Here is a 16,418-nt window from a genome sequence, read left to right as displayed (position 1 = left end):
CAACCATGCCCTCCCGCCGTCGTGCCCTGATCGTCATTGCCCTGCTGGTGCTGCTGGCCGGGGTGAGTCTGGTCGTGGCCCTGGCGGTGGGCAGCATCAGCATTCCCCCCGGCGCCGTCCTGCAGGGGCTGCTCGGGGACGCCGAGGCGCCGGGCTACGCGGTGGTGCATAACCTGCGCCTGCCCCGGGCCCTGGCCGCCTTTGCCTGCGGCGGGCTGCTGGCGGTGGCCGGCTGCCTGATGCAGGTGCTGCTGCGCAATCCCCTGGCCGACCCTTATGTGCTGGGCATCTCCGGCGGCGCCGGAGTCGGCGCCCTGGTGGCCATCCTGCTCGGGCTGTCCGCCTTCGGCATCAACGGCCTCGCCTTCAGCGGCGCCCTGGCCGCCACTTTCCTGGTCTTCGGCCTGGCCCACGGCGACGGCTCGTGGACCCAGACCCGCCTACTTCTCACCGGGGTCATCGTCGCCGCCGGCTGCGGCGCCCTGGTGGCCCTGATGCTGTCCCTGGCGCCGGAGCACAAGCTGCACGGCATGCTCTACTGGCTGATGGGCGACCTCTCCCAGGCCACCGATGCCCGGCCGCCCCTGCTGGCCCTGGCGGCGGCCCTGCTGCTGGCCCTACCCTTTGCCCGGGAACTTAATCTGCTAGCCCGGGGCCTGGCCACGGCCCAGGCCCTCGGCGTGGCCGTGGTGCGCCTGCGCCGGCTGGTCTATGTGGTGGCTTCCCTGGCCACCGCCACCGCCGTCACCACCGCCGGCTCCATCGGCTTCGTCGGTCTGGTGGTGCCCCATCTGGTGCGCCTGGCAGTGGGCAACGACCAGCGCCTGCTGCTGCCCGCCTCGGCCCTGGCCGGCGGCGCCCTGCTGGCCCTGGCCGATACATTGGCCCGCACCGTGGCGGCGCCCCAGCAGCTGCCGGTGGGAGTGCTGACCGCCCTCATCGGCGTGCCCGTGTTCCTCTTCCTCCTCACCCGGGCACCGCGATGACTGCCTTGCTGCAAGCCAGCCGACTCACCGTGCGCATCGGCGACCGGGAAGTCTGCCGCGACCTGGAACTGCAACTGCAGCCGGGGGAACGGCTGGCCATCCTGGGACGCAACGGGGCCGGCAAGTCCACCCTGCTATCCACCCTGGCCGGCCTGCGTCCGGCCCAGGGCGGCGAGGTGCGCCTGCAGGGGCGCAGCTATAGCGAACTGGGCCCCCGGGCGGCGGCCCGGCAACGGGGCTGGATGGCCCAGACCCAGGCCGACGCCTTCGCCTCCAGCGTGCTGGAGACGGCCCTGGCCGGGCGCCATCCCCACCTGGGCCGCTGGGACTGGGAATCGGGCGCCGATGCGGAACTGGCCCGGGCCGCCCTGGCCCGGGTGGGGCTGACCGGCATGGAACAGCGGGAGACGCCTTCCCTCTCCGGCGGCGAGCGTCAGCGCCTGGCCATCGCCACCCTGCTGACCCAGGCGCCGGACCTCTACCTGCTGGACGAGCCCCTGGCCCACCTGGACCTTTCCCACCAGATCACCGCCCTGGAACTGTTCGCCGGCCTGGCCCGGGAGCGGGGCGCCGGCGTGGTGATGGTGCTGCACGACCCGGGCCTGGCCGCCCGCTACTGCGACCGGGCCCTGCTGCTGCAGGGCGACGGCACCTGGGAGAGCGGCCCGGTGGCCGAGATCCTCACCGCCGCCCACCTCAGCCGCCTCTACGGCCATCCCCTGCGGGAGGTGGAGGACGGGGGCAGCCGCTGGTTCATCCCCTGCTAACGCCAGCCTTTTCTCCAGCCGCCTCTTTTCCCTTTTCCCCCGATTCCCGGAGTTCCCCATGAGCGACGAGCGCAACCAACGCCACAACAGCCGCATGGCCCGCAAGAAGGAAGTGGTCGACGCCAAGATCGCCCAGGCCAGCCAGGAGCGCGGCGTCCTGCTGGTGCATACCGGCAACGGCAAGGGCAAGAGTTCCGCCGCCTTCGGCGTCCTCGCCCGGGCCCTGGGCCACGGCCACAGTGCCGCCGTCATCCAGCTGGTGAAGAGCCGCTCCGACACCGGCGAGGAAGGCTTTTTCCGGCAGCAGCCCAACGTCAAATGGCACGTCATGGGCGAAGGCTTCACCTGGGAAACCCAGGACCGGGAGAAGGACCTGCGCGCCGCCCGGGCCGCCTGGGAACAGGCCTGTGTCTACCTCGCCGACCCGGCCATCGACCTGGTGATCCTGGACGAGCTGACCTACGCCTTCAAGTACGGCTGGCTGGAACTGGATGCGGTGCTGGCCGCCTTCGCCGCCCGCCCGCCGCACCAGCACGTCATCGTCACCGGCCGCGCCGCGCCGGAGGCCCTGGTGGCCGCCGCCGACACCGTCACCGAAATGGGCATGGTCAAGCACGCTTTCCAGGCCGGCGTCGCCGCCATGCCCGGGATCGAGTTCTGAAGGGCCACCGGCCTGACCGGCAATAAGCACGGGCCTCCTGGCGACGGCATGCCGCCGATGCCCGTCCCGCCTGCCTCCCAGGCCATCCCCAAAAAATCCCCACCGAGCCGCCGCCCATGACTTCCCTCGCCTGCCCCGCCCTCCTCGTCGCCGCCCCCGCCTCCGGCCAGGGCAAGACCACCGTGGTCGCCGCCCTGGCCCGGCTCCACGCGCGCCAGGGGCGCCGGGTCAAGGTCTTCAAGTGCGGCCCGGACTTCCTCGATCCCCAGATCCACCAGGTGGCCAGCGACCAGCCCTGCGACAACATCGACTTCCGCATGGGCGGCGAGGCCGACGCCCGCTGGCGCCTGGCCCGGGCCGCGGCGGAGAACGACCTGATCCTGGTGGAAGGGGTGATGGGCCTCAACGACGGCGAACCCTCCGCCGCCGCCCTGGCCCGCCTGCTGGGCCTGCCCATCCTGCTGGTGCTGGACGCCTCCGCCATGGCCGGCAGCTTCGGCGCCGTCGCCTTCGGCCTCAAGCACTACCGGGAGGAACAGGGCGGTGGCGCCCCCATTGGCGCGGTGCTGGCCAACCGGGTCGGCAGCGCCTACCACGCCCAACTGTGCCGCGACACTCTGGATGAAGCCGACATCGCCTGGTACGGCCACCTGCCCCGGGACAACGACGCCGCCATGCCGGAGCGCCATCTGGGCCTGCTCCCCGCCGCCGAGATCGAGGACCTGAAGCAGCGCCTGGACGCCATGGCCGACGCCCTCGCCGCCACCGCCGCGGCCCAGTTGCCGCCGCCGGTGCACTTCGCCCCGGCCCCGCCGCCCGCCCTGCCCCGCCTGCTGGCGGGCAAGACCGTGGCGGTGGCCCGGGACGCCGCCTTCTGCTTCGCCTACCCGGCCAACCTGGAATGCCTGGCAAACCTGGGGGCCCGCCTCGTCCATTTCTCGCCCCTGGCCGACGCCGCCCTGCCCCCCTGCGACGCCCTGTGGCTGCCCGGCGGCTACCCGGAACTGCACGGCGCCGCCATCGCCGCCAACCGCGCCATGGCCGCCGCCCTGCAGGCCCACGCGGCCGCCGGCAAGCCCCTGCTGGCCGAATGCGGCGGCATGATGAGCCTGTTCGAAACCCTGGTCTCGGTGACGGGGGAAAGCACGGCCGGCTTCGGCCTGCTGCCCGGCGAGAGCCGCATGCAGAAGAAGCTGGCCGCCCTGGGCCTGATGGCCGCCGAACTGCCGGAAGGCCGCCTGCCCGGCCACAGCTTCCACTACTCCACCAGCAGCACGCCCCTGGAACCCCTGGTACGGGCGCTCAAGCTCACCGGCAACACGCCGGGGGAGCCCATCTACCGGGTCGGCCGCCTCACCGCCTCCTACGTGCATTTCTACTTCCCCGCCAACCCGGAGGCGGTGGCCCGGCTCTTTCTCTAGGGCTCAGCTGTCCTCGTCGGAGAGCACCACCTTCTTGCCCGAGTAGTCGAACTCCAGGCCGCCGCTGAAATAGCGGATCACGCCCCGGCCGAGATAGACCAGCACCACATAGCTGAGGGGGGCGAACAGCACCACCCAGGGCAGGGACAAGAGGTCCGGGTGGATGACGGTCATGCTGTCGCTGAGGAAGGGCAGCTTGATCAGCACGCCTTCCTCCTGCAGAAGCTGGGGCATGCCGGAGAGCCAGAGCATGGCCGCCAGGCAATAGACGAAGGTGGCCGACAGGGCCTTGCGCCGGCTCATGCCCAGATAACGGGCATACACGAACCAGAGGCCGAAGAAGATCCCGGCACCGACCATGGCGGCCACCGCCTCCAGCTGCCGGCCGCTCAGGATGAGGGTGGACAGCAACAGCACCAGGGCGCTGACGTTGCTCACCACGATCAGGGGATTGCGCCCCATCTCCCGCAGGGTTTCTCCCAGGCGCCCTTCGCGCCGGGCATCGCGCAGCTGGCGCCAGGCCCCCAGGGAGACCCGGCCCACGTCCCGGGGCAAGGCGTCCTTGAGACGGTACAGGGCCAGACGGGGCACGTAATGGCAGGCTGCATCAAGGCAGGACTCCCGCAGCAGCTTCCAGCGATTGAAGCCGGCCTTGGCCGTGCGCACCGTTTCCCCAAGCGACAGGTCCTCCGGCATGAGACGGTCATCCACCTCCGCGGCCGCTTCCCGGCGCTCCCGGTAACACAGGCGGAACAGGCGCAAGAACTGCCACAGGCCGTACAGCACCACCGGCAGCCCCAGCAGGCCCCAGTAGGAATTGAGGGGCGAGGCCGGTGCCGCCTCGCGGCTGCAAGGAGTCATTTCCAGCAAGGGCAGCTTTACCTGGTAGCCGCTGTCCACCAGGAACTTCACCTTCTCCGGATCGCTGGTTTCGGAGATGCAGCCAGAAAAGCTCTCCGGCACCAGGGTCACGGCCACCTGGGTCAGATTGTTTTCGTCCGTGTCCTTGGGCGTGGGCACCTTGTAGAGGATGCGGGCCTCGGGCTTGCTGTCCGCCGGCGTGTCTTCGGGCACGAGGATGAAGCTGAGGGAATTGATGCGGTGGAAACGCTCGGTGTACAGCAGGTCGCTACCGATGTCGCCACCCTTCAGGGTCAGGCGGGAGGAGGGTAACTCGCCGCTACGATGCACCGTCCCGAAATCCGCCTCCATCCACTGGGGCGGCGCCGACGGAAAGATGGTGTCGTAGGCACCGAGGACAAAGAACAGCGCAATGACAAAGGCCCAGGTTCTGAACAGCATGAGCAAAATCCCCCTGTTTGGATCTATTTGTAATGGTCGTGAATGCTATACGGGATTGGCCCCGTACGGTGCTCTCTGGCATCATTGCCCCCATGAAAAATCTGCCTCTCAGCTTCATCGTCATGGAGTTTCTCGGCCTGCTCTGCCTGGTGCCCGCCGTGGCCAGCCTGGCCGGATTCGGCGCCCTCCTGCATCCCATCCTGGCCGACAGCGGCGCCGGCATCGCCGCCCTGGTGACGGCCGTCTCCCTCATCATTTCGGGCTTCTTTCCCTTCGTCCTGCGTCGCCTCATGGTGCAGGAAGAGGAGCAGGACGCCGCCAACCACCGCGGCGGCTGAACCCTGAGGCCTAGGCGGCCCCTGCGGCGGCCGGCTCCAGGGGCAGGCTGACGCGGAAGGTGGAACCCTGGCCCGGGGCGCTGCGCACTTCAATGCGGCCGCCGTGCTTCTTGACCACGATGTCGTAGGAGAGGGAAAGGCCCAGGCCCGTGCCCTTGCCCACCGGCTTGGTGGTGAAGAAGGGCTCGAAAATGCGCTTCTGCACTTCCGGCGTCATGCCCTTGCCGGTGTCCTGCACCTCCATCCACACCCCGTTTTCTTCCCGGCCCGAGCGCACGGTGATGGTGCCGTGCTCAGGAATGGCGTGGGCCGCGTTAACCAGCAGGTTCATGAACACCTGGTTGATCTGGGCCGGCATGCACTGCACCAGGGGAATGTCGCCGTACTCCCGCACCACCTCGGCCTTGTACTTGAGCTCGTTCCACACCACGTTGAGGGTGCTTTCCATGCCCTTGTTGAGGTCCGCCGTCTGCAGCTCGGCCTCGTCCACGTGGGAGAAATCCTTGAGGTCCTTGACGATCTTGGTGACCCGGGCCAGGCCCTCGTCGGACTCGGCCAGCAGGGCCGGCAGGTCGCTCTTCAGGTAGGCCAGGTCCGCCTCCTCCCGCACCTGCTGCAGGGCGGCGAAGGCCGGGCCGCTGTCCGGCAGGTGCTGCTCGTAGGTGTCGATGACCTTGAACAGCAGGGCGATGTCCTGCTTCAGGCTGCCCAGGTTGGAATGGACGAAGCCCACCGGATTGTTGATCTCGTGGGCCACCCCGGCCGCCAGCTGGCCGATGGCCGCCATCTTTTCCGACTGCAGCAATTGCTGCTGGGTGCTTTCCACCTTCTGCAGCAGCCGCGCCAGTTCGGCCTGCTCCGCCGCCAGGCGGACGTTGGCCGCCGACAGCTCCCGGGTGCGCTCCTCCACCTTGGCCTCCAGCTGCTGGTTCATGGCCGCCAGGTCCCGGTTCTGCTGGGACACCAGGTGGTAGAGGCGGCCCAGGGCGTCGAGCAGGGCGCTGGTGCTGTCGGCCACTTCGCCGCTCTCGGCGGCGAAGGCCTCGGCGGCGGACTGGCCGGCCTGGACCCGGGACATCTGGCGCGCCATGACCTGGTCCTCGCCCAGGATGTGCACCGTCAGCCAGGCGGCGAGAAAGCCGTGCACCGTCTCCGCCGGCTGGCTGAGGGAGGAACGGGCCTGCCACATGGACAACAGCTGCTCGACGAACTGGCGGTGGTGCTGCACGTGGAGGTCCTGGTGGCGGATGTCCAGGCCCAGCTCCGTCATCAGCCGCTCTTCGTCGGCGAAATGCAGGTGGGCGTAGTCGGCCAGCTGCTTGAAAATCTGCTGCAGGGCCTCGTCGGTGCCCTCGCCCTCAGCCAGCAGCAGGTCGCCGACCCGGTTGACGATGTCCACCAGATGCCGGTGCTGGGCATCCACGCTGGGGATGCCGGTGACGAAACGCTCATCCCAGACAAAAGCTTCCATGACGCTCCCTGATCCTAGGACACGATTGCATGCCGATAGGGTACAGCGCCGGCCGCCGCCCTGCCACCCGGCAACACCCTAGTTCCCGGGCGGCGCGAAGCCGCAGGGTCAAATCTTCATCTCACTTCATGGCCGAAGGCAGGCGCAGCACCGAGCCGGCCACGGCAAACTCGCCCCAGCCCCGGTGGTGCAGGGTGCGGGGGCGCTTGCGCGGTTCGGCCCAGGCGGCCACCACTTCGAGCACGAACAGGTTGTAGCGCGCCACCCAGCCCCGGTCGTGCACCACGCACTCCAGGCTGGCATAGCACTCGTCGATGAAGGGAGCGCCGACCCGGGAGGCGGGACTCGGCGTCAGGCCGGTGAGGCGGAACTTGTCGCGGCGGCGCCCGTGGCTGTTGCCGCAGGCCACCACCTGGGGCGCCAGGTCGGCGGTGGGAATGTTGAGCACGCACTCGCCGTTGGCCTCGAGCCAGGCGAAGCTGTCGTCCCGGCCGCTGACCAGGACGCCCACCAGGGGCGGCTCGAACTCCATCATCATGTGCCAGGAGAGGGTCATCACATTGGGCCGCCCACCCCGGGGATCGGCGGTGGTGAGCAGCAGCACCGGGCCGGGTTCCAGCAGGCGGTAGGCTTCGGCGAGGGGAACGGACTGTTTTTTCATGGCGGGCTCCGGCGGGCAGAACCCTTCCATCATAGCCAGCCCGGCGGCAAAGGGCTCAGTAGAACCAGGAAATGCCCGCCGTCAGCCGCCGCGCGTCGGTGTCGCCGCCGCTGCCGCCGATGGCCACGTCCGCCAGCAGGCCCTTGCCCACCACCCGGGCGACGCCCAGCAGCCAGTGGTCGATGCGTTCCCCCAGGGGGCTGCGCACGAAGCGCGCCTCCGCCGCCAGGCCCCAGCCGTGCAGGGGGCCGGCGTCCCACAGGCGGAACCAGTTCACGCCCCACTCGCGCCCCTGGTGGGGCTCGCCGGGACGCCGCCGGTCCTGGGCATAGCCGCTGCCGAAGGTGCCCAGGTCCGTATCCAGGTTGAGGCTGAAGCCCCGGGTGTGACTGTGGTGCTCCTGGTCCTGCAGGCGGTTGGCGCCGGCGAAGGCGGCCACGTGGAGCCCGTTCCAGGCCGGCAGGGCGTATTTGAGCAGCACCTCCCGGGAGGCGGCGCGGGAACCGCTGCCGTCGTCGAAGAGGGTGCGGGAACTGCCCTCCAGGCCGACCACGGCGCTGAAGCCGGCGCCCAGGCCGAAGGTGGCTTCCAGGGGCGTCACCGTGCGCCGCCGGGTGCCCCGCTCGGGCCGCAGCTCCCGGTCCACGCCGGCGGTGAGATGGCCTTCGCCCCACTCCACCCGGTCCGCCGGCTCGATGCCGAAGGCGCGGAAATGGAAGTCCGTCTCGGCATCCATTTCCGCCTCGGCCCGGGCGCCCCAGGCCAGGAACAGCGAGCACAGCAGCAGGAGCATGCGCATGGCGGCGACCTACCGGGCCGGACGGCGGTGGCGGGCCGTCTCCAGGTGTTCGCAGAGGCGGGCCGCCCCTTCCAGGATGCGCGGCGTGTGGCGCTGGATCAGCTCGGGCGGGACGAAGAAGAGGTTGTCCCGGGCCACGGCGGTGATCTGCTTCCAGCGCTTCCAGTCGTCCAGCCACTCGGGCCGGGAATCGCCCATGCCGCTGGCGATGATGGCTTCCGGATTGGCGGCCAGCACCGCTTCCTCGCTCACCTTGGGCGCCATCTGCTCCACCTGGCCGAAGACGTTGCTGCCGCCGCACAGGCTGATGACGTCGGAAATGATCTGCTGGCGGCCGACGGACATCAGGGGCTGTTTCCAGATCTGGTAGAAGGTGGGCACCCTGGGCTGCCCGGAATACTGCTTGCGGATTTCCGCCAGCCGCGCGCGGAAGCGGGCGGCGGCGCCGTTGGCGACGGCACTGGTGCCGGCCAGCTGGCCGAACTTCTCCAGCTGCTCGGCCACGTCCTCGATGCGGTTGGGCTGGGAGATGAAAACGGGGATGCCCAGGCTGCGCAGCTTGGCCACGTGGCCGGGGGCGTTGCCGCTTTCCCAGGCAATGATGAGGTCGGGACGCAGGGCCGCCACCGCCTCCAGGTCCAGACGGGAGTAGCCGCCGACCCGGGCGATTTTCTTCGCCGCCTCCGGATAGTCGCTGTAGTCCACGGTGCCCACCACCTGCCCGCCGGCGCCGGCGGCGAAGAGGTTTTCCGTGACATGGGGCGCCAGGCTGACGATGCGCCGGGCCGGGGCCGGCAGCCGCAGGGTCGCCCCCGTGTCGTCCTTGAGCACGATGTCGGCGGCCTGGGCGGCGCCGCCGCAGAGGGCCAGGGACAGCAGCAGCACGGCTTTCATAGATCCTTCCTCAGTTCGTTGAGGGCGCCTTCCAGGCGGCGCCATTCGTCGTCGCTGCCGGGCAGGCCGAAGCGCAGGCTGGAGGAGCCGTCTACCTCCAGGAACAGGCGTACCAGGATGCTGCGGCGGGCCAGCTCGTCGTACACCCAGTCGGCCCGGGGATGGGGCAGCCAGCGGAAGAGGCCGGTGCCGGTGCTGGCCCCCAGGCTGTCCTGCAGCAGGGTTTCCAGGCGCTCGGCGGCCACCTGCAGCTCCTGGCGCATGTCGGCCTGCCAGGCCCTGTCTTCCAGGGCGCAGCGGGCCACCCTGCGGGCCGGGCCGGCCACCGGCCAGGGGCCCAGGGTGTCGGCCAGGGCCTCCAGCAGTTCGGGCCGGCCGATGGCAAAGCCGACCCGGGCCCCGGCCAGGCCGAAGAACTTGCCCAGGGAACGCAGCACGATGATGTTGGGCGCCACTTTGGTGCCGGCCAGGTCGGCCAGGGAATCCCGGGGATCGGCGTCGGCAAAGGCCTCGTCCACCACCAGCAGGCCGCCCCGCTTGGCCAGGGCCCGGGCGGCGGCGCGCAGGCGACGGGCGGTGATGCGCTCGCCGGTGGGGTTGTTGGGGTTCACCACCACCACCACGTTGTGCTCCTTGGCCACCTCTTCCAGCCGGGGCGGGGCGAAGGGGGTGACGGCCCATTCGGCCTTGACCCAGGCGGCGGCATGTTCGGCGTAGGACGGAGCCAGCACCGCCGCCCGGCCCGGCGGCAGCAGCTTGGGCAGGGTCTGGATGGCAGCCTGGGAACCGGCCAGGGCCAGCACGTGCTTGGCCCCGTAGTAATTGCGGGCGGCGGCCTCCAGGCCGTCCTCCTCTTCCGGCAGGCGCTGCCAGGCACTGATGGGAATGCCGGGAATGGGATAGGCCCAGGGGTTGATGCCGGTGGACAGATCGAGCCAGTCCGCCAGGGGAATGCCCCACTGCCGGGCTGCCTGGCGCAGGCGGCCGCCGTGTTCAAGCATGGAAGACCTTTCCGAGAAGGAACTGCACCAGGGCGATGAGGGGCAACAGGGCGACGATGGCCGCCAGCCACAGAACCAGGCCGCGCTGCACCAGATGGCTGGCCCGGTCGATGTCGAAGGCGGCTGCAGGACGGCCTTCGCCCAAAGGCGGGCGCTGTTCCTCCCGGCCGTGGTAGATGGCGGCGCCGCCCAGGAGGATGCCGAGGGAACCGGCGCCGGCGGCCATCACCGGGCCGGCGTTGGGGCTCTCCCAGGTGGGGGCCTGGGCTTTCCAGCAGGCCAGGGCCTGGCGGGTGTTGCCGAGCCAGGCGTAGGTCAGGGCGGTGAGGCGGGCGGCGGGCCAGTTGAGCAGGTCGTCGAGACGGGCGGCGGCCCAGCCGAAGTGCAGGAAGCGCTCGTTCTTGTAGCCCCACATGGCATCCAGGGTGTTGGCCAGGCGGAACAACAAAGCGCCGGGACCGCCCAGCAGGGCGAACCAGAAGAGGGTGCCGAAGACGGCGTCGTTGCCGTTCTCCAATACCGATTCGACGCAGGCCTTGGCCACCCCGGATTCGTCCAGGGCGGTGGTGTCGCGGCTGACCATGTAGCCCACCTTCTGGCGCGCCGTGGCCAGGTCGCCGCCGGCCAGGGGCACGGCCACGGCGTCGGCGTGTTCCTTCAGGCTGCGGGCGCCGAGGGCGAAGTAGAGCAGGCCGGCGTCGGCCAGGATACCCAGCCAGGGCGTGGCGCTGGCCCAGGCGGCGAGCAGCACAGGCGGCAGCACGGCGAAGCTCCAGGCGAGCAGGCCGAAGACGCGCAGGGCGGAGCGGGAGGCGACGGCGGGCGGCGGCCGCAGGGCTTTTTCCAGCAGGTTGGCCAGGGCGCCGAAGGCCACCAGGGGATGGCCGCGACGCGGCTCCCCCAGCAGCCGGTCGAGACCGACGCCGAGAAGGGCGGCTAAGGGCAGGGCAAGCCAGCTGGGCATGGGATAATCCGTGGTTTCAATCAGACCCCGGGCGGGGGCCGCACAGAGCGGCCGGCCGACCGGGCAACAGTGCCGGCGCTTTTGCATCGTCCTGGCACGAAAGAGCGGATTTTAAATGAATAAGCCCACCCTCATGGTCCAGGGTTGCACCTCGGACGCGGGAAAGAGCACCGTGGTGGCGGCCCTGTGCCGTCTGCTGCACCGGCGCGGCGTGCGCGTGGCGCCCTTCAAGTCCCAAAACATGGCCTTGAATTCCGCCGTCACCGTGGACGGCGGCGAGATCGGCCGGGCCCAGGCCCTGCAGGCCCTGGCGGCCGGCCTGGAGCCCCATACCGACTTCAATCCGGTACTCCTGAAACCCAATACTGACACCGGCGCCCAGGTCATCATCCACGGCCAGGCGGTGGCCGACCTCAACGCCCGGGACTACCACGAGTACAAGCCCCGGGCCATGGCGGCGGTGCTGCAATCCTACGGCCGCCTCTGCGACCAATACGAGGCGGTGCTGGTGGAAGGGGCCGGCAGCCCGGCGGAGATCAATCTGCGGGACCGGGACATCGCCAACATGGGCTTCGCCGAGGCGGTGGATTGCCCGGTGGTGCTGGTGGCCGACATCGACCGGGGCGGCGTCTTCGCCCATCTGGTGGGCACCCTGGCGCTGCTCTCGGAGAGCGAACAGCAGCGCACCGTGGGCTTTCTCATCAACCGCTTCCGCGGCGACATCAGCCTGCTGCAACCGGGACTGGACTGGCTGGAGGCCCGCACCGGCAAACCCGTTCTGGGGGTCCTGCCCTACCTGCACGGCCTGTACCTGGACGCGGAGGATGCCGTGGCGCGCACCAGCCTGGATGCGGGTCCCAGCCAGGGCCGCCGTCTCAGGGCCGTGGCGCCTGTCTATCCGCGCACCTCCAACCACAACGACCTGGACCCCCTGCGCCTGCATCCGGAAGTGGATTTCCGCTTCATCGGCCCCAACGAGGCGCCGCCCCAGGACGTGGACCTGATCGTCCTGCCCGGCTCCAAGAGCGTCCAGGCCGACCTGGCCTGGCTGCGCCAGCATGGCTGGGACACTGCCCTGCGCCGCCACCTGCGCTACGGCGGCAAGGTCATCGGCATCTGCGGCGGCCTGCAGATGCTGGGCCGCCGCCTGCACGACCCCCTCGGCCTGGAAGGCGCTCCCGGCTCCGCCGACGGCCTCGGCCTGCTGGACCTGGAGACCACCCTGGCGGCGGAAAAGCAGCTGCGCAACGTGAGCGGCAGGCTGTGCCTGCCCGGGGACGCGGCCCTGGCCGGCTACGAAATCCATATGGGCGTCAGCCACGGCCCGGCCCTGGAGCGGCCCGCCGCCATGTTCGCCGACGGCCGCCCCGACGGCGCCCTGTCGGCGGACGGGCAGATCCTCGCCACCTACTGCCACGGCCTCTTCGACCAGCCCGAGGCCCTCACCGCCCTGCTGGCCTGGGCCGGCGCCGACATGGGCTTCGCCCCGGCGCAGACGGTGGACCCGGTGGCCCGGCGCGAGGCGGACCTCAACCGCCTGGCCGACGCCACCGCTGCCGCCATCGACTGGGACAAGTGGCGCGCCGCCCTGCCCGGCCAGCCCTGGTAGTGCTGACGGGGTGGCTGCCGGCAGCGGCCGCCACCCCATCAGCGGCGACATTCCCGGCAGCGATTTTTCGCGCTTTTGCCGCCCACTTCCCGAGGCCAAAATGCTGTGCCGCAACAAGCAGTTGTGGATAACCGCTCTTTGCGTCCATTGGGAAAAACCCGCATACTTCCGCTCTTTTATTTTTCACAGCAAGCCCGGGAGCCCGCGCGGCTCCCCAGGAGTTAAGTCATGGAAAAGGATCTGCGCGAAGCAGCGCTCGAATATCACCGCCTGCCGACCCCCGGCAAGATCGCCGTTCGCCCCACCAAGGGTCTGACCAACCAGCGGGACCTGGCCCTGGCCTACTCCCCCGGCGTGGCTTACGCCTGTGAGGAAATCGTCGCCAACCCCAACGCCGTGGACGAAATGACTTCCCGCGGCAACCTGGTGGGCGTGGTCACCAACGGCACCGCCGTGCTGGGCCTGGGCAACATCGGCCCCCTCGCCGCCAAGCCGGTGATGGAAGGCAAGGGCTGCCTGTTCAAGAAATTCGCCGGCATCGACGTTTTCGACATCGAAATCTCCGAAAACGACCCGGACAAGCTGATCGACATGATCGCTGCCCTGGAACCCACCCTGGGTGGTGTGAACCTGGAGGACATCAAGGCCCCCGAATGCTTCTACATTGAAGAGAAGCTGAAGGAACGCATGTCCATCCCCGTCTTCCACGACGACCAGCACGGCACCGCCATCATCTCCGCCGCCGCCATGCTCAACGGCCTCAAGGTCATCGGCAAGGACATCGCCAGCGTCAAGGTGGTCTGCTCCGGCGCCGGCGCCGCCGCCATCTCCTGCCTCAACCTGTGGTGCGAGCTGGGCATCAAGCGCGAAAACGTCACCGTCTGCGACTCCAAGGGTGTCATCTACGTCGGCCGCGACGCCAAGATGGAAGCCACCAAGGCCCGCTACGCCCAGGAAACCAGCGCCCGCACCCTGGCCGACGCCATCGTCGGCGCCGACATCTTCCTCGGCCTCTCCGCCGCCGGCGTGCTGAAGGCCGAGATGGTCAAGCAGATGGCCAAGGACCCGCTGATCTTCGCCCTGGCCAACCCGACCCCGGAAATCATGCCGGAACTGGCCAAGGAAGTCCGTCCCGACGCCATCATCGCCACCGGCCGCTCCGACTACGCCAACCAGGTCAATAACGTCCTCTGCTTCCCCTTCATCTTCCGCGGCGCCCTGGACGTGGGTGCCAAGCGCATCACCGAGGAAATGAAGCTGGCCTGCGTCAAGGCCATCGCCGCCCTGGCCCAGGAAGAGGTCAGCGACGAAGTGGCCATGGCCTACCAGGGCCAGCAGCTGACCTTCGGCCCCGAGTACCTGATTCCCAAGCCCTTCGATCCCCGCCTCATCTCCATCATCGCCCCGGCCGTGGCCCGGGCCGCCATGGAATCCGGCGTCGCCACCCGTCCCATCGTGGACATGGACGCCTACCGGGACAAGCTGAAGGAATTCAACACCCACACCGGCGTCGGCATGCGCGCCGTCTTCTCCGCCGCCAAGCAGGGCGAAGCCAGCCGCGTCATCTACGCCGAAGGCGAGGACGAGCGCGTCCTGCGCGCCATCCAGGTGATCCTGGAAGAGCGCCTGGCCAAGCCCATCCTGGTGGGCCGCCCGGAAGTGATCGAAGCCCGGCTGCAGAAGATCGGCTCCAAGCTCAAGGCCGGCGAGCACTTCGAAGTGGTGAACCCCAACTACGACGAGCGCTACAAGGAATGCTGGAGCGCCTACCACCAGCTGATGAAGCGTCGCGGCGTCACCATCGACATCGCCAAGATGCGCCTGCGCTCCGACAACACCATCATCGGCGCCATGCTGGTCAAGCTCGGCTACGCCGACGCCCTGATCTGCGGCATGAGCGGCCGCTTCGCCCACCACCTGCGCCAGGTGGAAGAGGTGATCGGCAAGGCCGCCGGCCACAACACCCTGGCCGCCATGAACCACCTGCTGCTACCCAACCGGGCCCTGTTCCTCTGCGACACCCACGTCAATGAGAACCCGGACGCCCAGCAGCTGGCCGACATCGCCGTGATGGCCGCCGAGACCGTGCGCAGCTTCGGCATCACCCCCAAGGTAGCCCTGCTCTCCCACTCCAACTTCGGCTCCTCCCAGTCCGCCTCCGCCCGCAAGATGTCCGAAGCCGCCGACATCGCCCGGGCCAAGGCCCCGGACCTGGAGATCGACGGCGAAATGCACGGCGACTCCGCCCTGTCCGAGGAAATCCGCCTGCAGTCCGATCCGGAATCCCCCCTCAAGGGCGAGGCCAACGTGCTGGTGATGCCCAACCTGGACGCCGCCAACATCTCCTACAACCTGCTGAAGATGACCGGCGGCGAAGGCGTCACCATCGGCCCCATCCTCATGGGTGTGGCCAAGCCGGTGCACGTGCTGACCGCCACCGCCACCGTGCGCCGCCTGGTGAACATGACGGCCCTGGCCGTGGTGGATGCCAAGAAGCAGCGCTGAGTCGCAACGGCCGGGCTAGCCCCGGCCAAAAAGAAAAGCCCCGCCGGCCGCAAGGCCCCGGGGCTTTTTTCTTGCCGCCCGGCACCGCCTGTAGCGGCCCTGGCGACCAGGAAGGCGGACTCGCCTACTGGATGATGAAGTTGGTGAACAACACTTCTTTAACGCCGCTCTTGGGCGTCTCGTCGAGGAGCTTGTTGAGGACGTCGCGGATGCTCTCCGCCAGGGCCTTCTTGCCCTCCAGGGTCAGCAGCTGTTCCGGCTGCTCGGAGGAGAGCAGGATGATGAGCTTGTGCTGCACCTTGGGGCGGATGGCCTTGAGAGTCCCATCCACCTCGGCGTGGGCCACTTCGAACACCATGTCCACCTGCAGGATGCGGCCGCTGCCGGCCAGATTGACGACGAAACGCAGGGGCTCCGCCGCCGCCCCGCCGCCGCCTTCATTGGCAAAGGCCGGCGCCGCCAGGAAGGCGAACAGGCACAACAGGACAGAGCAACTCCGCGCAATCATCTTCATGACTTCCCCTGGAGAGAAAACCTGCACCGGCTCAAGACAAAAAAATAGCCCCGGACGGGGCGCGCTGCGGACGGCTTGGCGCCACCGGAAAGGATGGTGCCCATGGGCAGGATTGAACTGCCGACCTCTCCCTTACCAAGGGAGTGCTCTGCCACTGAGCTACATGGGCCACACATTCGGGCCGCCAGCGAGAAAACGGCAGCCCTGCAAAATAAAACGGCCCCCTAGCGGAGGCCGTTTTACCTGAATCTGGTGGGTTGTGAGTGGCTCGAACACTCGACCTACGGATTAAGAGTCCGCTGCTCTACCAACTGAGCTAACAACCCGAATGAGGGGCGCATTATAGCCGCCCTACTTCCGTTTGTACACCTCTTTTTTTCCAGAGGCTGGTGGGTCGGGCGAGATTCGAACTCGCGACCAACGGATTAAAAGTCCGCTGCTCTACCGACTGAGCTACCGACCCGCAAAAACGGAGCGCGAATTATAGGGGGCACCCCCGGGCCTGTCAAACCCGGGATTGATGCA

Annotated in this window: 15 protein-coding genes and 3 tRNA genes; 7 read left to right on the top strand and 11 right to left on the bottom strand. The window is 69.0% G+C overall.

Features of this window, described 5'->3' with window-relative positions; genetic code table 11:
* Positions 1-5: 5 nt before the first annotated feature.
* The 4 genes from EV678_RS12975 (at position 6) to EV678_RS12960 (ending at position 3,835) form a co-directional block, all read left to right on the top strand.
* Positions 6-986, top strand: coding sequence for a FecCD family ABC transporter permease (locus EV678_RS12975; protein ID WP_014235644.1), 981 nt, complete (start codon positions 6-8; stop codon positions 984-986).
* Positions 983-1,753 carry an ABC transporter ATP-binding protein gene (locus EV678_RS12970; RefSeq protein WP_130459809.1) on the top strand — a complete coding sequence of 257 codons (771 nt, stop codon included), beginning with the start codon at positions 983-985 and terminating at the stop codon, positions 1,751-1,753. The genes EV678_RS12975 and EV678_RS12970 overlap by 4 nt, the downstream gene beginning before the upstream one ends.
* 58 nt (positions 1,754-1,811) lie before the next feature.
* Positions 1,812-2,414: a cob(I)yrinic acid a,c-diamide adenosyltransferase gene (cobO, locus tag EV678_RS12965; protein ID WP_130459808.1), complete on the top strand. Its 603-nt coding sequence runs from the start codon at positions 1,812-1,814 to the stop codon at positions 2,412-2,414.
* A gap of 116 nt (positions 2,415-2,530) precedes the next feature.
* Positions 2,531-3,835: a cobyrinate a,c-diamide synthase gene (locus tag EV678_RS12960; RefSeq protein WP_130459807.1), complete on the top strand. Its 1,305-nt coding sequence runs from the start codon at positions 2,531-2,533 to the stop codon at positions 3,833-3,835.
* A 3-nt stretch (positions 3,836-3,838) separates the two neighbouring features.
* Here the strand turns inward: EV678_RS12960 and EV678_RS12955 are convergent, their stop codons facing one another.
* Complete coding sequence (locus EV678_RS12955; protein ID WP_130459806.1) at positions 3,839-5,137, bottom strand: hypothetical protein; 1,299 nt, start codon at positions 5,135-5,137, stop codon at positions 3,839-3,841.
* Positions 5,138-5,229: 92 nt separating this feature from the next.
* Between EV678_RS12955 and EV678_RS12950 the strand changes: the two genes are divergently transcribed.
* Positions 5,230-5,475, top strand: coding sequence for a hypothetical protein (locus tag EV678_RS12950; RefSeq protein WP_130459805.1), 246 nt, complete (start codon positions 5,230-5,232; stop codon positions 5,473-5,475).
* A 10-nt stretch (positions 5,476-5,485) separates the two neighbouring features.
* Here the strand turns inward: EV678_RS12950 and EV678_RS16490 are convergent, their stop codons facing one another.
* The 6 genes from EV678_RS16490 to cbiB all read right to left on the bottom strand — a co-directional run bounded on the left by EV678_RS16490 (position 5,486) and on the right by cbiB (position 11,265).
* Entirely contained in the window at positions 5,486-6,946 is a 1,461-nt protein-coding gene (locus EV678_RS16490; protein WP_130459804.1) for an ATP-binding protein, read from the bottom strand.
* 121 nt (positions 6,947-7,067) lie between these two features.
* Positions 7,068-7,607 (bottom strand): flavin reductase family protein, encoded by a 540-nt coding sequence (locus tag EV678_RS12940; RefSeq protein ID WP_130459803.1) that lies wholly within the window; start codon positions 7,605-7,607, stop codon positions 7,068-7,070.
* 55 nt (positions 7,608-7,662) lie between these two features.
* The gene (locus EV678_RS12935) at positions 7,663-8,406 is read right to left on the bottom strand and encodes a hypothetical protein (protein WP_130459802.1); all 744 of its coding nucleotides are present in this window, start codon (positions 8,404-8,406) and stop codon (positions 7,663-7,665) included.
* A gap of 9 nt (positions 8,407-8,415) precedes the next feature.
* A complete protein-coding gene (locus EV678_RS12930) occupies positions 8,416-9,300 on the bottom strand; it encodes a cobalamin-binding protein (RefSeq protein WP_130459801.1) in 885 nt (294 codons plus the stop codon).
* A complete protein-coding gene (cobD, locus tag EV678_RS12925) occupies positions 9,297-10,301 on the bottom strand; it encodes a threonine-phosphate decarboxylase CobD (RefSeq protein WP_130459800.1) in 1,005 nt (334 codons plus the stop codon). Before cobD ends, EV678_RS12930 begins: the two co-directional genes overlap by 4 nt.
* Entirely contained in the window at positions 10,294-11,265 is a 972-nt protein-coding gene (gene cbiB, locus EV678_RS12920; RefSeq protein ID WP_130459799.1) for an adenosylcobinamide-phosphate synthase CbiB, read from the bottom strand. Before cbiB ends, cobD begins: the two co-directional genes overlap by 8 nt.
* Before the next feature lie 115 nt (positions 11,266-11,380).
* Between cbiB and EV678_RS12915 the strand changes: the two genes are divergently transcribed.
* Positions 11,381-12,874, top strand: coding sequence for a cobyric acid synthase (locus EV678_RS12915; RefSeq protein WP_130459798.1), 1,494 nt, complete (start codon positions 11,381-11,383; stop codon positions 12,872-12,874).
* Between the two features lie 228 nt (positions 12,875-13,102).
* A complete protein-coding gene (locus EV678_RS12910; RefSeq protein WP_130459797.1) occupies positions 13,103-15,379 on the top strand; it encodes an NADP-dependent malic enzyme in 2,277 nt (758 codons plus the stop codon).
* 124 nt (positions 15,380-15,503) lie between these two features.
* On the opposite strand, the gene EV678_RS12905 is transcribed toward EV678_RS12910, so the two are convergent.
* The 4 genes from EV678_RS12905 to EV678_RS12890 form a co-directional block, all read right to left on the bottom strand.
* A complete protein-coding gene (locus EV678_RS12905) occupies positions 15,504-15,893 on the bottom strand; it encodes a flagellar basal body-associated FliL family protein (RefSeq protein WP_014235658.1) in 390 nt (129 codons plus the stop codon).
* Between the two features lie 94 nt (positions 15,894-15,987).
* Positions 15,988-16,062, bottom strand: a tRNA-Thr gene (locus EV678_RS12900).
* Positions 16,063-16,143: 81 nt separating this feature from the next.
* A tRNA-Lys gene (locus tag EV678_RS12895) sits at positions 16,144-16,219 on the bottom strand.
* Between the two features lie 61 nt (positions 16,220-16,280).
* Positions 16,281-16,356: transfer RNA gene (locus EV678_RS12890), tRNA-Lys, on the bottom strand.
* Positions 16,357-16,418: the final 62 nt, after the last annotated feature.

The sequence above is a fragment of the Azospira oryzae genome (assembly GCF_004217225.1).
GTDB classification, from domain to species: Bacteria; Pseudomonadota; Gammaproteobacteria; order Burkholderiales; family Rhodocyclaceae; genus Azospira; species Azospira oryzae.
Note: the sequence above shows the minus strand (reverse complement) of the source record. Positions and strands in the feature narration are given on the sequence as shown.

What these genes read in the sequence shown, in the direction of transcription:
- EV678_RS12975 (WP_014235644.1), top strand. Translation starts at nt 6, where the DNA reads ATGCCCTCCCGCCGTCGTGCCCTGATCGTCATTGCCCTGCTGGTGCTG.
- EV678_RS12970 (WP_130459809.1), top strand. Translation starts at nt 983, where the DNA reads ATGACTGCCTTGCTGCAAGCCAGCCGACTCACCGTGCGCATCGGCGAC.
- cobO (WP_130459808.1), top strand. Translation starts at nt 1,812, where the DNA reads ATGAGCGACGAGCGCAACCAACGCCACAACAGCCGCATGGCCCGCAAG.
- EV678_RS12960 (WP_130459807.1), top strand. Translation starts at nt 2,531, where the DNA reads ATGACTTCCCTCGCCTGCCCCGCCCTCCTCGTCGCCGCCCCCGCCTCC.
- EV678_RS12955 (WP_130459806.1), bottom strand. Translation starts at nt 5,137, where the DNA reads ATGCTGTTCAGAACCTGGGCCTTTGTCATTGCGCTGTTCTTTGTCCTC.
- EV678_RS12950 (WP_130459805.1), top strand. Translation starts at nt 5,230, where the DNA reads ATGAAAAATCTGCCTCTCAGCTTCATCGTCATGGAGTTTCTCGGCCTG.
- EV678_RS16490 (WP_130459804.1), bottom strand. Translation starts at nt 6,946, where the DNA reads ATGGAAGCTTTTGTCTGGGATGAGCGTTTCGTCACCGGCATCCCCAGC.
- EV678_RS12940 (WP_130459803.1), bottom strand. Translation starts at nt 7,607, where the DNA reads ATGAAAAAACAGTCCGTTCCCCTCGCCGAAGCCTACCGCCTGCTGGAA.
- EV678_RS12935 (WP_130459802.1), bottom strand. Translation starts at nt 8,406, where the DNA reads ATGCGCATGCTCCTGCTGCTGTGCTCGCTGTTCCTGGCCTGGGGCGCC.
- EV678_RS12930 (WP_130459801.1), bottom strand. Translation starts at nt 9,300, where the DNA reads ATGAAAGCCGTGCTGCTGCTGTCCCTGGCCCTCTGCGGCGGCGCCGCC.
- cobD (WP_130459800.1), bottom strand. Translation starts at nt 10,301, where the DNA reads ATGCTTGAACACGGCGGCCGCCTGCGCCAGGCAGCCCGGCAGTGGGGC.
- cbiB (WP_130459799.1), bottom strand. Translation starts at nt 11,265, where the DNA reads ATGCCCAGCTGGCTTGCCCTGCCCTTAGCCGCCCTTCTCGGCGTCGGT.
- EV678_RS12915 (WP_130459798.1), top strand. Translation starts at nt 11,381, where the DNA reads ATGAATAAGCCCACCCTCATGGTCCAGGGTTGCACCTCGGACGCGGGA.
- EV678_RS12910 (WP_130459797.1), top strand. Translation starts at nt 13,103, where the DNA reads ATGGAAAAGGATCTGCGCGAAGCAGCGCTCGAATATCACCGCCTGCCG.
- EV678_RS12905 (WP_014235658.1), bottom strand. Translation starts at nt 15,893, where the DNA reads ATGAAGATGATTGCGCGGAGTTGCTCTGTCCTGTTGTGCCTGTTCGCC.